This window comes from Devosia ureilytica (assembly GCF_024273195.1).
Classification (GTDB): domain Bacteria; phylum Pseudomonadota; class Alphaproteobacteria; order Rhizobiales; family Devosiaceae; genus Devosia; species Devosia ureilytica.
This window is the reverse complement of record NZ_JAMZCU010000006.1, coordinates 67,642-81,886: the sequence shown is the minus strand read 5'-3', so window position 1 is coordinate 81,886 and position 14,245 is coordinate 67,642. Positions and strand designations below refer to the sequence as shown.

10 protein-coding genes are annotated in these 14,245 nt (G+C 64.4%); 1 reads left to right on the top strand and 9 read right to left on the bottom strand.

Annotated features, from left to right (window positions below; translation table 11 throughout):
• The 7 genes from rsmD to NIM87_RS15390 form a co-directional block, all read right to left on the bottom strand.
• Positions 1-555 carry a 16S rRNA (guanine(966)-N(2))-methyltransferase RsmD gene (gene rsmD, locus NIM87_RS15420; RefSeq protein ID WP_254675592.1) on the bottom strand — a complete coding sequence of 185 codons (555 nt, stop codon included), beginning with the start codon at positions 553-555 and terminating at the stop codon, positions 1-3.
• 3 nt (positions 556-558) lie between these two features.
• Positions 559-2,373 (bottom strand): pseudouridine synthase, encoded by a 1,815-nt coding sequence (locus NIM87_RS15415; RefSeq protein WP_254675591.1) that lies wholly within the window; start codon positions 2,371-2,373, stop codon positions 559-561.
• A 127-nt stretch (positions 2,374-2,500) separates the two neighbouring features.
• Positions 2,501-3,196 (bottom strand): hypothetical protein, encoded by a 696-nt coding sequence (locus NIM87_RS15410; RefSeq protein ID WP_254675590.1) that lies wholly within the window; start codon positions 3,194-3,196, stop codon positions 2,501-2,503.
• An 84-nt stretch (positions 3,197-3,280) separates the two neighbouring features.
• The gene (gene lspA, locus NIM87_RS15405; RefSeq protein ID WP_254675589.1) at positions 3,281-3,802 is read right to left on the bottom strand and encodes a signal peptidase II; all 522 of its coding nucleotides are present in this window, start codon (positions 3,800-3,802) and stop codon (positions 3,281-3,283) included.
• 48 nt (positions 3,803-3,850) lie between these two features.
• A complete protein-coding gene (gene ileS, locus NIM87_RS15400) occupies positions 3,851-6,823 on the bottom strand; it encodes an isoleucine--tRNA ligase (protein ID WP_254675588.1) in 2,973 nt (990 codons plus the stop codon).
• Positions 6,824-7,048: 225 nt separating this feature from the next.
• Positions 7,049-8,023, bottom strand: coding sequence for a bifunctional riboflavin kinase/FAD synthetase (locus NIM87_RS15395; protein WP_254675587.1), 975 nt, complete (start codon positions 8,021-8,023; stop codon positions 7,049-7,051).
• A gap of 6 nt (positions 8,024-8,029) precedes the next feature.
• Positions 8,030-8,896 carry a TIGR01459 family HAD-type hydrolase gene (locus tag NIM87_RS15390; protein ID WP_254675586.1) on the bottom strand — a complete coding sequence of 289 codons (867 nt, stop codon included), beginning with the start codon at positions 8,894-8,896 and terminating at the stop codon, positions 8,030-8,032.
• Between the two features lie 225 nt (positions 8,897-9,121).
• Here NIM87_RS15390 and NIM87_RS15385 point away from each other — a divergent pair, with 225 nt between their 5' ends.
• Positions 9,122-11,560 carry a methyl-accepting chemotaxis protein gene (locus NIM87_RS15385; protein ID WP_254675585.1) on the top strand — a complete coding sequence of 813 codons (2,439 nt, stop codon included), beginning with the start codon at positions 9,122-9,124 and terminating at the stop codon, positions 11,558-11,560.
• A 25-nt stretch (positions 11,561-11,585) separates the two neighbouring features.
• Here the strand turns inward: NIM87_RS15385 and NIM87_RS15380 are convergent, their stop codons facing one another.
• On the bottom strand, positions 11,586-12,842 hold the full coding sequence (locus NIM87_RS15380) for an EAL domain-containing protein (protein ID WP_254675584.1): 1,257 nt from the start codon (positions 12,840-12,842) through the stop codon (positions 11,586-11,588).
• A gap of 164 nt (positions 12,843-13,006) precedes the next feature.
• A complete protein-coding gene (locus tag NIM87_RS15375) occupies positions 13,007-14,227 on the bottom strand; it encodes an ROK family transcriptional regulator (protein WP_254675583.1) in 1,221 nt (406 codons plus the stop codon).
• Between the last annotated feature and the right edge of the window lie 18 nt (positions 14,228-14,245).

The window sequence follows — 14,245 nt, the reverse complement described above, 5'->3', positions numbered from 1 at the left end:
TCAGCCGAAGGTCAGGAAGCGCACTGCGGCAGCGCCATATTCCCTGGTGTCATCGAGTTCAAAGCCTGCGGGGACAGTGACTTCGGCGTCCACGGCCTCTTCCCAGACGATGGTGGCGCCAGGGGCGATCCAACCATTTCCGGCCAGTTCCGTCAGCGCTTTCTCGCCCAGGCCCTGATTATAGGGTGGGTCGAGGAAGATCAGATCGAACTGGCCAAAGCTGCCTGGCGCCCCCAAAGCCGTCGCATCGCGCCGCAGGAGCTTGGTGATGCCGGCGGCGCCGAAGGCTTCGATATGATCGCGAATGAGGCCACGGGCCTCGGCGCCGGTTTCGACAAAGGTGACATGGGCGGCGCCGCGCGATAGCGCTTCGAGTCCCAGTGCACCCGTCCCCGCAAACAGATCGAGCACCCGCTTGCCGACAAGCACCGGGCCTAGCCGCGAGCCAAGGATGTTGAACATCGACTCGCGGGCCCGATCCGACGTCGGGCGAATGCTATCGTCCGACGGCGACGTGAGGGTCTTGCCGCGAAATTTTCCGGCGACGATGCGCATGCCTTAGCCCTTGGGCTTGCGCGGACCAGCAGAGGGACGGCCGCCGCTTGGCCGACCGCCCGGCTTGCCTGCAAAGGGCTTACCGCCACCCGGCTTGCCGGCATAAGGCTTGCCACCGGGACGGCCACCAGCCGGACCTGCGCCGCGCGGCTTGTCGCCATAGGGACGGGCCGCGCCAGGGCGACCGCCCTCGGGGCGGGCACCGCCCGGCTTGCCGGCGAAGGGCTTGCGATCACCAAACGGCTTGCCGCCGGGGCGGCTATCACCGCGCGCCGGACGATCCCCATAGGGACGATCACCACGCGGCGGACGGTCGCCAAAAGGACGCTCGGCGCGGGCGGGACGATCCCCCTGCGGGCGCTCGGTGCGTGGACCGCGGGCCGGCTTGTCGCCATAGGGGCGAGCGGGTCGATCACCGAAGTCGCGCTTGGGGCGGTCAGAGAAGCCACCGCGCGCCGGCTTGTCGCCGAAATCGCGCTTTGGACGATCAGCGAAATCACGCTTTGGCCGATCCTCAAAGCTGCGCTCAGGACGCGGGCCACGGGCCGGACGGTCGCCAAAGGGACGCGCGGGCTTATCTCCAAAAGAACGCTGCGGCCGATCCCCAAAGTCACGCTTTGGACGGTCGGCAAAATCGCGCTTGGGGCGATCCGTAAAGCCACCACGGGCCGGCTTGTCGCCGTAAGGCCGTGCAGGCTTGTCACCGTCACGACGCGGCGGACGGTCACCATAGGGCTTGCGGGCTTCGCTGCGCTCGGGGCGGTCACCACCGCGTTCGGGGCGACCGGCGGGCTTGCCGAAGCTGCGAGCCGACTGATCATCACTATCGCGGCGCGGACGGCCCGGCCCCTTGGGCACGAAGGCCTCGGGCGCGCGGCCATCGTCCTCGAAGTGAATGCGGCGTGGACGCATGGCGCGTCCCGCCTCATCATCGCGAGCGCCACGAGCGGCATCGCGGCCAGCGCCATAGGGGCGACCAGTGTCGCGGTCGCGCGGCGAGCGCACCGGGCGTTCGTCGCGGACCGGCGCATTGTCGGGCGCCTCGCTGTCGAAATCAGCTCCAGCCGATTCGGCGAGCTTCTTGCCGAGCTGGTCGCGCAGCAGCCGCGACTTGACCATTTCGACGCCGCCCTCAGCCAGATCACCGAGCTGGAACGGACCATAGGAAATGCGGATCAGGCGATTGACCTCCAGACCGAGCGAACCGAGGACGTTTTTGACCTCGCGGTTCTTGCCTTCACGCAGGCCGAGCACGATCCACACATTGGAGCCCTGGTCACGCTCAAGCGTCGCCTGGATGGGGCCATACTGAACGCCATCCACGGTAATGCCGTGCTTGAGGGTGTCGAGCTGGGCCTGGGTAACCTGGCCGAAGGCGCGCACGCGGTAGCGGCGCAGCCAGCCGGTGGAGGGCAGTTCCAGCACGCGTTTCAAACCACCATCATTGGTGAGCAGCAGCAGGCCTTCGGTATTGATATCGAGGCGGCCAACCGTGAGGACGCGCGGCAGGCCCATGCGGTCGAGCGCTTCAAAAATGGTGGGGCGACCCTCAGGGTCCTTCTCGGTGACGACCAGACCTGCAGGCTTGTTATACAGCCAGACGCGGGTGCCCTGGCGGGCCGCCAGCGGCAGGCCATCGACCGAGATCTTGTCGCGGCTGGTAACGTTGAAGGCCGGGGTCAGAACGGTCTTGCCGTTGACCGAGACGCGGCCATCAGCGATCCAGCCTTCGGCATCACGGCGGGAGCAAAGCCCCGCGCGGGCAATAACCTTTGCGAGACGATCGGCGGATTCGGGCTGTTTTGGAGCATCGCTCATTTGAGCACTTTCTGGCATGCGGGACCCATGGTGCCGACTGCGGGATCGCAGGGGCGGGCGGCGCGGATAAAAGGCAAAGCGGCCGGATCAATCCGGCCGCTGTCGTCGTCGGTCAAGCTCGTCAGGCCTAGAGCTTGGTTTCCATTTCCGTGAACTCGGCGTTCTGGGTGCCGAGCACTGTCGAATTCGGGCCACGGGCCTGTAGCGCCTTGCGCACATCTGCGGGGCAACGTTCGTCGCGCAGGGACACCAGCTCGCCCGAGGGGGCGCGGCAGACCAGCTGGGCATCTCCCACGCGGGTGAAGTATTCGGCCGGGGGCAGATAGAGCGGCCGGTCACTATTGGCGGTGACGGCCATATTGGCAGCCTGCATGCGGGCGGTGAGCTGGCGGGCCTCGGCCTCGGTCAGCGGGCGGCCACCCAGGGTGCGCATGTCCACGACGCGGGCATTGCGCAGCATGGTTATGTCGGCTTCGCTCAGATTGGACGTATCGATGCGCACCGTGTCACTATTGGCCGGCAGTTGCGCCGCAGCGACCTGGGTGGTCGGGGTCGGCAGGTCGGCATTGGACTTGGGCAGCACCAGCGGGGCGCGGGCCATGGTCAGATCTTCTTTGGGAGCATCGCCGGGAATGAGGCCAACGCCACGCGCGGTGGAGTTCATGACCTCGCGCTCGAACGTGCCAAAGTCCGTCATGGCATTGGTGCCTTCGACCGTGGTGCAGGCAGCAAGCGCCAATGTGGCCATCAGCCCCAAGGCGAAAAGACCAGCCCTGGCGGCGGCCTGAATGGCAGCTTTCTGCCCGGTCAATGCAATCTGCATGCAAATTCCCTTACGATAACGGCGCGCTTATAGCGCATTCCCACCGCTAAGACCAGATTCTGGCAGCATGGTGATTGAACAGTCCTAAACCGGCTTATTTGTCGGCCGGCGTGTCATGCCAAGAAGATCAATGAACAGCAGGATGACGCCCAGGGTGATGGCCATATCGGCAAGATTGAAGATGTAGAACGACCAGCCGGCCCAGTGAAAATGAAAGAAATCGGCCACGGCGCCATAGATCAGGCGATCAAGGGCATTTGAAAGGGCCCCGCCGACACACAGCGCCAGCCCCAGCCGCACCAGCATGTCGCTTGCCCGCCACCACCAGACCGAAAGGGCGGCAATGGCGACCAGCATGACCAGGCCCAGGGCCCATACCGGCTGGCCATCGAGCAGGCCATAGGAAATGCCGGTATTCCAGACGAGCACATAGTCGAAAAACGGCGTGACGGTCAGCACCTCGCCCCCGCGCCAGCCCGTCAGCGAAAGCGGCTGGTACATATAGGGGACGCCCACGCAGGCCGCTTCGGCCAGCGCGTAGCATTCACCCGCAATGTGAAAGGCCTTCTGTGCCCGGTCGATGCCAAAGGCAATGATCGCCGCCATGAGGGAGGCGATCACACTCGGGTTGAGGCGCTGGGGCGAGGCCAAAGGTCAAAGACCCAATGCAGCGCGTTCGCGCAGAGCCTGGGCGTCGCGCGGGGAGACATCGGGGAAGTCCGGGTCCGAGCCAACCTCGGGGAGCACTTTCCACGAGCGGGCGCAACGCTTGCCTTCGGCCAGGGCCGGCATCACCGAAACGCCGGGCACGTCATCGAGCCGGAAGGCTTCGGCGGGACCTTCGTCCTGCCTGACCTGAATTGCCGAGGTGATGGCGATTTCGGCCAGATCCTGGCCTTCAAGCGCCACAATGTAGCGCGCATCAGCCACGAACACCTTGGGCGCGGCCTCCAGCGAGGAACCAATCCGCTTTTCGCGCCGCTCGATTTCCAGCGCACCGGTGACCGTGCGGCGGACAGCGCGGATCAACTGCCACTTGCTGGCCAGGTCATTGTCGAGCCAGCTTTCCGGGATTTCCGGGAAGAGACGCAGATGCACCGACGAGCCATCCTCGGGGTGCCGCTCAAGCCAGCATTCTTCCATGGTGAACACCAGGATCGGGGCCAGCCAGGCCGTCAGCGCGTTGAACAGGTGATCGAGCACAGTCAGCGCCGAGCGGCGCTTGATCGAGCTGATCGGATCGCAATAGAGCGCGTCCTTGCGGATATCGAAGTAGAACGCCGAGAGCTCGATGTTCATGAAATTGGTCAGGAGGGTGACGACCTTGCGGTAGTCATAGTCCTTGTATGCGGTGCGCACGCCGGCATCGAGCTGGGCCAGCCGATGCAGCATCAGCCGTTCAAGCTCGGGCATGTCCTTGGGGTCGACGACGTCATCGGCCTTGAAATGGGCGAGGTTGCCCAGCAGCCAGCGCAGGGTGTTGCGCAGCTTGCGATAGCTGTCGACCGTGGTCTGGATGATCTCCTTGCCCAGGCGCAGGTCTTCCGAATAATCCGAGGACGCCACCCAGAGCCGAAGGATATCGGCGCCGAACTGCTTGATGATCTCCTGCGGGGCAACGACATTGCCCAGCGACTTGCTCATCTTGCGGCCTTCGCCGTCCATGGTGAAACCATGGGTGAGGACGCTGTCATAGGGCGCATAGCCGTTGGTGGCGCAGCTTTCGAGCAGCGAGGAGTGGAACCAGCCGCGATGCTGGTCCGAGCCTTCGAGATACATCGAGGCCGGGAATTTCAGATGCGGCCACTTCTGCTTGTTGCGCAGCACGAAGCTATGGGTCGAGCCCGAGTCAAACCACACGTCGAGCACGTCGGTGACCATCTCGTAGTCATCCACCTTGTATTCAGCGCCGAGATAGCGCTGGGCCGCGCCGGGCTTGAACCAGGCGTCGGCGCCCTCTTCCTCGAAGGACTGGGCGATGCGGTGATTGACCGTCTCGTCGCGGAGGATTTCGCCGCTCGCCTTGTTGACGAAGACGGTGATCGGCACGCCCCAGGCGCGCTGGCGCGACAGCACCCAGTCGGGGCGGTCGGCGATCATGGCGCGCAGGCGGTTCTGGCCCCCGGCGGGGTAGAACTTGGTCTTGTCGATGGCCGCAAGGGCGCGGGCGCGCAAGGTGTCGTTCGCCGCGCCGTCGATGTCCTTGTCCATATAGACAAACCATTGCGGCGTGTTGCGGAAGATCACCGGCTTCTTGGAGCGCCAGGAATGGGGATACTGATGCTTCACGCGGCCGCGGGCGATGATATTGCCCTTTTCGGCCAGCGCGGCGATGACGCGATTGTTGGCGTCGCCCTTCTTGCCGTTGTCGTCGATGACGCGGGCGCCATCGAAACCGGGCGCGTCCTTGGTGTAGAAGCCGCCATCGTCGACCGCATAGGGGATCTTCGGGTCGATGCCGCGATCCTGCAGCAGGCGGGTGGATTCCATCCAGATGCCAAAGTCGTCGAGGCCGTGGCCGGGCGCAGTGTGGACGAAACCCGTACCGGCATCGTCGGTGACGTGTTCGCCGTCGAGCAGGGGCACGTCGAAGGTGTAGCCGTCGGCAAGGCCGCGGAGCGGATGATGGGCGGCAATGCCCGACAGGACGGTGCTGGGCACGTCCTGCAGGCGAACGGAGGCCTCGACCTTCGCCTTGGCGAAGACTTCAGCCGCGAGCTTGTCGGCGAGGATCAACTTGTCGCCCACCTTGGCCCAATTCTCGGCTGCGGCGCCTGTGACCTCATAGAGACCGTATTCAATACGGCTCGAAAAGGAGATGGCGCGGTTGGCCGGAATGGTCCAGGGCGTTGTCGTCCAGATGACGACGCTTGCGCCCGTAAGGTGCTCGCGATGGGCGATGACCTCATCGGTGTCCTTCCCATCGACGGCCTGAATGCGCGAAACCGGGAACTTCACCCAGATGGTGTCGCTCTCGTAGTCGGCATATTCGATCTCGGCTTCGGCCAGCGCCGTGCGCTCGACCACCGACCACATGACGGGCTTGGAGCCGCGATAGAGCTGGCCGGTCATGGAGACCTTCATCAGCTCGCGGGCAATCTGGGCTTCGGCGTCGAAGCTCATGGTGAGATAGGGATTGTCCCACTCGCCCAGGATGCCGAGGCGCTTGAATTCCTCGCGCTGCACATCGACCCATTGCTCGGCAAAGGTGCGGCATTCCTGGCGGAATTCGACCACCGGGACTTCGTTCTTGTCTTTGCCCTTGGCCCGGTACTGCTCTTCGATCTTCCATTCGATGGGCAGGCCGTGACAATCCCAGCCGGGGATATAGGCCGAATTGTAGCCCAGCATCTGCATGGAGCGCGAGACGAGATCCTTCAGCGTCTTGTTGAGCGCATGGCCGATGTGGATATTGCCGTTCGCATAGGGCGGGCCGTCATGCAGGGTGAAGAGCGGGCGGTCCTTGGCCTGCTCGCGCTGCATGGCGTAAATATCCATGTCTTCCCAACGCTTCAGCCAGTCGGGCTCGCGCTGGGGCAGGCCCGCGCGCATGGGGAATTCGGTTTCCGGCAGGAAAAGCGTGGCCGAATAATCGGTTTCGGTCGCGCCAGCAGCGGTATCGGTCATGGATCGGCAATCGGTTTTGGGAAGATTTGCGCGCCTTTTAGCAAGGCAAGGCGGCTGGGGCAAAGGCTGATTTGGGCGAAGCCACCTCTCACCCAAAGGGAGCGGCCGATGCGCAGCGGCGGGTAAGGGGCCTTTGGCCACTCCCGGTTTTAAAAAGGCCCTCTCACCCGGCCTGCGACGCAGGCCGACCTCTCCCCCAAAGGGAGAGTTGAAAAGCGCCGCGTCTCAGCCGAAAAAGCCCAGCCCCTTGTCCAGTTCACTGATTGGCTTTGCAGCAGCAATCAAGCCGCGGGCTTTTTGGGAATCCCGATCCATGGCGGCGATGAGTTCATCGAGGCCCGAAAACACTTCCTGACCGCGAATATGGCCCACCAGAGCCACGCCCAGGGTCTGGCCGTAGATGTCCTCGTCGAAATCGAAGAGGTGGGTTTCAAAGGGCGGCAGTTGATTGTCGAACATGGGCTTGCCATAGGCCGCCACGCCGTCGAACAGCCGGTCCCCGAGGCGGGCGCGCACCGCGTAAACGCCCTGGGCGAGCTGAAAGCCCGTTGGCGTCATGGTGTTGGCCGTGGGGAAGCCAAGCTCCCGGCCCCGTTGGTCACCCTTGACCACGCAACCATCGAAAAACCAGTGATAGCCGAGGAGCCGATTGGCGGCGGAGACAGCCCCTTCGGAAAGGGCAGCACGGATGCGCGATGAGGAAATGACCTCGTCGCCCTCGTCCATGAGATCGAGCGTTTCAACGGCAAAGCCGAGTCGTTCACCGGCGGCGCGCAGGAAGGCCGGGGTGCCGCGACGCTGGCGACCGAAGTGGAAGTCGGAGCCGACGATGACACCGCGCACGCCCAACTGCTCGACCAGCATGGTCTCGACGAACACCTCGGCCTCGTTCTGCGAAAAATCGCGATCAAAGGGCAGGATGATAATGCCATCGAGGCCCATGGCCTGGGCCAGACGGGCCTTGGCGTCGCCCTGGGTCAGGCGAAACATGAAGGGCGCGGGCGCAAATACATCGCGCGGATGCGGCTCGAAGGTGAGCATCACCGCCGGGACCCCAGCCGCCTTGGCCCGATCGAGCAGGGCGGCGACAATCGACTGATGACCGCGATGCAGGCCATCAAAATTGCCGATGGCGACAAAAGCGCCGCGCAGGTGTGGTGGCAGCTGTTCCAGGCTCGACAGGCGGACGAATGCGCTCACTGCAATCTACCAGGACAGACGGGGCAGGTAGCCTGCGACGCGGGCGCGGCTGGGGGCGATGAGGTCGGCAATGGCCTGCGGATCGGGCTTGCCGAAAGCATCCAGCTCGGCGGCATGGATGGAGCCGGTGATGAACAGCAGATCGATGCCAAACTGGGCAGCACCCGCCGCGTCGGTCCGTACGCTGTCACCGATGGCGAGCACGCGGGACTTGTCGAGGCTACGACCGGCCGCATTTTCCGCCAGCGCGAACGCCTGTTCGTAAATCGGCGGATAGGGCTTGCCGGCCATGTGCACCATGCCGCCCATAGCCGAATAAAGGTCGCCCAGGGCACCACCGCAATAGATGATCTTATCGCCATGCTCGACCACGCGGTCAGGATTGGCGCAGATCATCGGCAGCTTGCGGGCGAGCCAGTGCCGGGCGCGCTCGCGATACATTTCGGGAGTGTCGTCATCGGTGTCGAGATCGGTCACCACCACCACTTCGGCTTCGTCGGCGCCGGTGCGGCTGAGGTCGAGACCGTCGTAGAGCGCATCGTCCTCGGTGGCTGGACCGACATGGTGGATGGCCCTGCCCCGATATTTTTCGATCATGGCGCGGGTAGCGTCGCCCGAGGAGACGATGGCGTCATAGGCGTCACGCGGCACTCCGAGCCGGTCGAGCATGTCCACGATTGGCCCTGATGGCCGCGGCGCATTGGTGATCAGCACGGCCCTGCCGCCGGCCCGACGGAAAGACCGCAGCGCCTCCACGGCCTCGGGGAAGGCGGAGACGCCATTGTGGATGACGCCCCAGACATCGCTCAGCACCGCATCGTAGCGACCGGAGAGGTCTGAGAGGCCGGAAATGGAGGGCAAGGGCGACGTCATGGCTGGCCTTGGCGAGAAAGGGTGTTGCGGACCTATGTGGCAGTTTGCGGCCAGGGATCAAGCAAAAAGCTGATGTGACGTCGTGATGACATGCGCGGAGGCGGTTCGTTAACCACTCAATTCCTATGGTTCGCCGAGCATGGACGCGGAAGGAGGAGCCGCTTCCTTGCAAATGTGTTCGGGCGCGACGCCAAAGATGGGTGCAGACCTCCAATGTTCAGCCAAATGAAACTTTCGCTTCGCCTGCCGATCATGGTGGTCGGGATTGCCATGGCAACGGGCGCTAGCCTGGGCGTCGCCGCTTATTTGAGCGGCGATTCCATTGTCACCCAGCAGGCAGAATTGCGCCTGGGCGCGGCGGCGGAAAACGCCACTGCTGCACTGGACGCCTATCTTTCCGAGGTGCGCCAGGACCTGACGCTGTTTGCCAATCGCAGCGATGTGGCGGCGGCGCTCTATTCATTCTCGGGCGCGTTTCACTCGCTCAAAGGCCAGGGTGATCCGGCCGCCCTGCTGCAGGACGCTTTTGTCGCCTCCAACCCCAATCCAGCAGGCGAGCGCCTGTTGCTCGACACGTCCGAAAAGCTCTCGGTTTATGACCAGATCCACCGGGCCCAGCATGACGAGTTCCGCAGTCTCTTGCAGACGCGCGGCTATAACGACGTCTTCCTGTTCGATTTCCAGGGCAACAATGTCTATTCGGTGCAGAAGGCAACCGATTTCGGCACCAATTTCGCCGAGGATGGCGGACCCTGGGCAGACAGCGACCTGGGCAAGGTGGTGCGCGCCGCCATGGTGGGCAATCCGGGCGATGTCTTCCTCACCGATTTTGCGCCCTATGGCCCCAGTGACAATGCGCCGACAAGTTTTATTGCCGCCCCTGTTTACGATCAGGGATTGCAGGCGGGCGTGCTCGCCTACCAGATGCCGCTGGGCCGCATCAGTGAGGTGCTGAGCCGAACCAAGGGCCTGGGCGAAAGCGGCGACGTGTTCCTGGTGGGCCAGGATGGCCTGGTGCGCAACGATTCCCCCAAGACCGAGGGTGACGATGTGCTCGCCGTTTCGCTGACGGGCGACGCCATCGCAAATGCGCTGGCCGGCGCGGCCAGCATGGGCACGGTGGAACATGCAGGGCAGGCGGTGATTGCCAGCGCCCTGCCCTTGTCCTTTGGCGGCTCGGACTGGGCCGTGGTGGCGCTGGAGAGCACTGCAGAAATCCTCGCGCCCTCGACAATGCTGCGCAACACCATGCTGATCATCGGCGCCGTGCTGCTGGCGCTGTCGGCGGTGGGCAGCATTTTGATTGCGCGGACCATTACACGTCCGGTGGGTCGCCTGACGACGGCGATGACCGGCATTGCCGGCAATCAGCTCGACGCCGAAGTGCCCGGCCTGGGGCGCAGGGACGAGCTGGGCGCCATGGCCGATGCGGTGGAAGTGTTCCGCCAGAACGGATTGCGGATTGCCGAATTGCGCGCCGCAGAAGACACGATGAACGCCGAGCGCGCCGAGCAGGTTCGCATGGTCGAAGCGCTGCAGCAGGACATTGACCGTGTCGTGGGCGCTGCCATTGATGGTGATTTCTCGTTGCGGGCCGGCACCGCCCTGCCCGACCCTGAACTCAAGCGCCTGGCCGAGAACGTCAACGAGCTGCTGGCGACGGTCGAACGCGGCGTTGGTGAAACCGGCGAAGTGCTTTCGGCCCTTGCCAGGTCCGATCTCTCGCAGCGCGTCAGTGGCGACTACAAGGGGGCGTTCGCGCGCCTCAAGGCTGACACCAATGGCGTGGCCGAACAGCTTGGGCAGGTCATTGTCCAGTTGCGCCACACATCCGGCTCGCTCAAGACCGCGACCGGCGAAATCCTGGCCGGCGCCAATGACCTGAGCGAGCGGACCACGCGACAGGCCGCGACCATCGAGGAAACCTCGGCGGCCATGGAGCAGTTGCGCAATATCGTGAGCGAGAACGCCGGCCATGCCGAGGATGCCAGCGGCAAGGCCCGCTCCGTGTCCTCGGAAGCCGAAGCCAGCGGCGCGGTGATGAACCGGGCGAATGAAGCCATGGAACGCATCACCCAATCCTCGGCCAAGATTTCCAATATCATCGGGTTGATTGACGATATCGCCTTCCAGACCAATCTGCTCGCGCTCAATGCTTCGGTGGAAGCGGCGCGTGCGGGCGAGGCGGGCAAAGGCTTTGCCGTGGTGGCGGTCGAAGTGCGGCGCCTCGCCCAGAGCGCCGCGCAGGCCTCGGCCGAGGTCAAGGCCCTGGTGGAACAGAGCGCCAATGAGGTCAATGGCGGCTCAAAGCTGGTGGCCGAAGCGGCCGAGCGGCTGCTGGCTGTGCAGTCCGGCATCAGCGCCAATGCCGCCATGCTGGCCGGCATGGCCAAGGCCAGCCGAGAACAGGCTGCATCCATCGAGGAGGTCAATGTTGCGGTGCGTCAGCTCGACGAGATGACCCAGCACAATGCGGCCCTGGTGGAGCAAACCAACGCGGCCATCGAACAGACCGAGGCCCAGGCCGCAGAACTCGATCGCGTCATCGGCACCTTTACGCTCGAAGCATCCAGTGATGTGGTCGTGCAAGCGCCAGCAGAAACCGGCGCGCGTGGCCTTTTGGGTGGGCTCAGGAAGGCAGTGGGCGGGTTTGGGAGGCGCTAGCCGCCTCCCCCGGCGCGGGGCGGTTCTAGAGCTCGGCGCGACGCAGTTGCGGGGTCACGGTGCGCGTTGAATCGAGCGCCAGGTCGGATCGCACCGGCCCGGGTGCCGAGATATACTCGCCCTGAACCAAAGTGATTTCGCTGTCGAGCAATTCCACGATCTGACGTTCGCTGGAAATGCCGGTGGCGAGCAGCGACACTTCGAACCGCGCCAGATAATTGGCGATGTCGGTGACGTGGAAATCGGTGAAGGCCTCGGGCGATGCAATGAACCGGCCGGCATCGACCCGCAGCGAGCGCACGCCGAGCGCTGCCATATCGGCCACATCGACGCGCAGCGAACTCATATTGGCAATCGAGAACCCGGCGCCCTTGCGGACCAGTTGTTCGACGACGGCGCGCTCATGGGTCGTCAGCGACATCCATTCGCCTTCGGCAACCAGGAAGGTCAACGCGCCGGCAATGGCGCGGTTGGCGTCCAGCGTCACCAGCAATTGCTCGGCGGAAGCCTCATCGCCCAGCGAGGCACGCGAGAGCGGAATGTGCAGCATGGCCGGCTGGCCGCCTGTGCGGGAGCGCCGGGCGATCGCGACCGCTTCAACCAGGCCCGTGCCTTCGACGAGGCGCACCACGTCCTTGCCACCGCGACGCGGCATGAAATCGGGGGCGTCGGCCAGTTCGCCATCGCCCAGCATCAGGCGCGGCACCAGATCATAGCCCACGGCCCGACGCTGCGGCAGCCGCACGACGGGCTGCACGTGATGGATCAGCCGGTTTTCGTCCAGCGCCTGGCGGACCATTTCGAGCGGGATGACGGGCTCGGTCTCGGGCAGGATGACCGACACGGCAGGCGGAGGCGGCGGCGGGGCGGGAATCATGCGCGCATCGTGCGATGGCGCAGACGAGCGGGATGAATTGGCCTTGGCGACCTTGTCCTCGACATCGGCAACAGCTTCGGCCACCTGGCGAATGACTGTTCCCAGCACAGAAATATCGGCCTCGACGGTTTCGAGGCGCTGGCCGGGATTGAGGTCGGCGATGGCATTGATGCGCTGGCCGAGCACGGCGCCGGCCTGGGCATCGGTGGCGAGAAGGCGCGAAAGATCCTCGATGGCGCGCTCAAGCCTGTTCTCGGCCCGCTGGCGCAGCACCCGCTCCATCAACACAACGCAGGCGCAGGCAAAGACCACGGCCACAAGAATCGCATTGGCCGGCGTGAAGGTCAGGCCAAAATAAGCCAGTGCCCCCAGGCCAGCTGCGGAAAACGCGATCAACGAATACACAAGAGCCTGCACGGCGGACCTGAAACCCCTGTTGTTTGGCGCTTAATCCGCCCGAATATCTGGTGCCCAGATGGCCGGATCATGCGTCGATGCCGGGATTCGACGTTTTTTTACTTAGCATCCCGTCTCAAGCGGAAAAAGCACCACCGGGACACTGTCCCGCCCTATTTGCCGGCCTCTGCCTCGAAAAGGTCCCAGGCGCGCGAGAAGTGGCGGCGGAACAACAGTAATTGCGCTGCGCCCACCACTGCCGCCGATGGCCCGCCAAGGCCAGGCGCCAGCCGAGGTCGATGCGACAACAACTCGGGCAGGTCGGCAAGGTGGGCGCGAGTACTGTTGAGCAGGCGCGTCAGGATTGATTCGGGCAGATCGCCATTGATCGTCGCCAGATCGATTTCGACCATGGCCGTGGTGGTCAGCACGGCCTGCGCCAGGGCATGGCCCGCATCGTCGAGCCAGAGGGCGACATGGGGCTCGAGCGCCGCCCAGTTCCACTTGTGCACCGGACCGCTGGGCGCCGCACCTTCGGCATCCAGAATCCGCTGCACCAGGGCATGCAGTGACGCCAGCAGGTGCAGATAGGCCGGGCGACCGGCGCGATCATGGACAATGATGGCACCAAGGTCGGCAGCATTGCCATAGGGACCTTCAAGCAGGCTTCCTTCCGAGACAATCCCGCCGCCGACAAAGGTACCGACAAAAAAGCCCGCAACGCCCTTGGGTCGTGGCGTGGGGTGGGCGGTGATTTCGCGCCAGGCGGCCGCGTTCCCGTCATTGACCCAGAGCGTGGGCAGGTTGGTCTCGGCGGCCATGCGCGCGCCGATGTCGATCTTGGCCCATTTGGCGCGGATATCCCCGGGCGCACCCAGGCGCTCCAGCAGCGGCCCGAAATTGCCCGGCGAGGTCACGCCGATGCCGGCAAGCCTGCCCCGCTGGTCCTGGCTGAGCCCGGAAAGCAGGGTTTCGACATCGGACGCGATCTCGGCAAAAACCGTATGCGGGTCTGGATAGGGGTAGCAGCGACGCGTGGCGGCGACCGGCTCGCCAGCGATATTTTGCAGCAGCACCTCAAAATGCTGCCAGCCGATCTGGACCCCGAGTGAATAGCCACCATCAGGATTGAGTCGATAAGGCGTCGCTGGCTGACCACGCCGTCCGCGCAGCACGTCGCCCCTGATGATCAGGTCGCGCGCTTCAAGATCGGTCAGTATCCGCGCCGTGGTTTGCGGCCCCAGGCCCGAGCGCCGGGCGATGTCGGCGTTGGACACGCCGGGGATGCCGGCAATCAGGGTGAGAACCGCGCGTTCATTGGCCAGCCGCACACCCGTCTGGGTAATGCCGCGCACAATAGGTTCGAAAACGTCCTCGTCTGACTCAATTCGCATGGGCGAGAGATAAACGTG

What these genes read in the sequence shown, in the direction of transcription:
- NIM87_RS15410 (WP_254675590.1), bottom strand. Translation starts at nt 3,196, where the DNA reads ATGCAGATTGCATTGACCGGGCAGAAAGCTGCCATTCAGGCCGCCGCC.
- NIM87_RS15375 (WP_254675583.1), bottom strand. Translation starts at nt 14,227, where the DNA reads ATGCGAATTGAGTCAGACGAGGACGTTTTCGAACCTATTGTGCGCGGC.
- NIM87_RS15385 (WP_254675585.1), top strand. Translation starts at nt 9,122, where the DNA reads ATGAAACTTTCGCTTCGCCTGCCGATCATGGTGGTCGGGATTGCCATG.
- NIM87_RS15390 (WP_254675586.1), bottom strand. Translation starts at nt 8,896, where the DNA reads ATGACGTCGCCCTTGCCCTCCATTTCCGGCCTCTCAGACCTCTCCGGT.
- NIM87_RS15415 (WP_254675591.1), bottom strand. Translation starts at nt 2,373, where the DNA reads ATGAGCGATGCTCCAAAACAGCCCGAATCCGCCGATCGTCTCGCAAAG.
- lspA (WP_254675589.1), bottom strand. Translation starts at nt 3,802, where the DNA reads ATGGCGGCGATCATTGCCTTTGGCATCGACCGGGCACAGAAGGCCTTT.
- ileS (WP_254675588.1), bottom strand. Translation starts at nt 6,823, where the DNA reads ATGACCGATACCGCTGCTGGCGCGACCGAAACCGATTATTCGGCCACG.
- rsmD (WP_254675592.1), bottom strand. Translation starts at nt 555, where the DNA reads ATGCGCATCGTCGCCGGAAAATTTCGCGGCAAGACCCTCACGTCGCCG.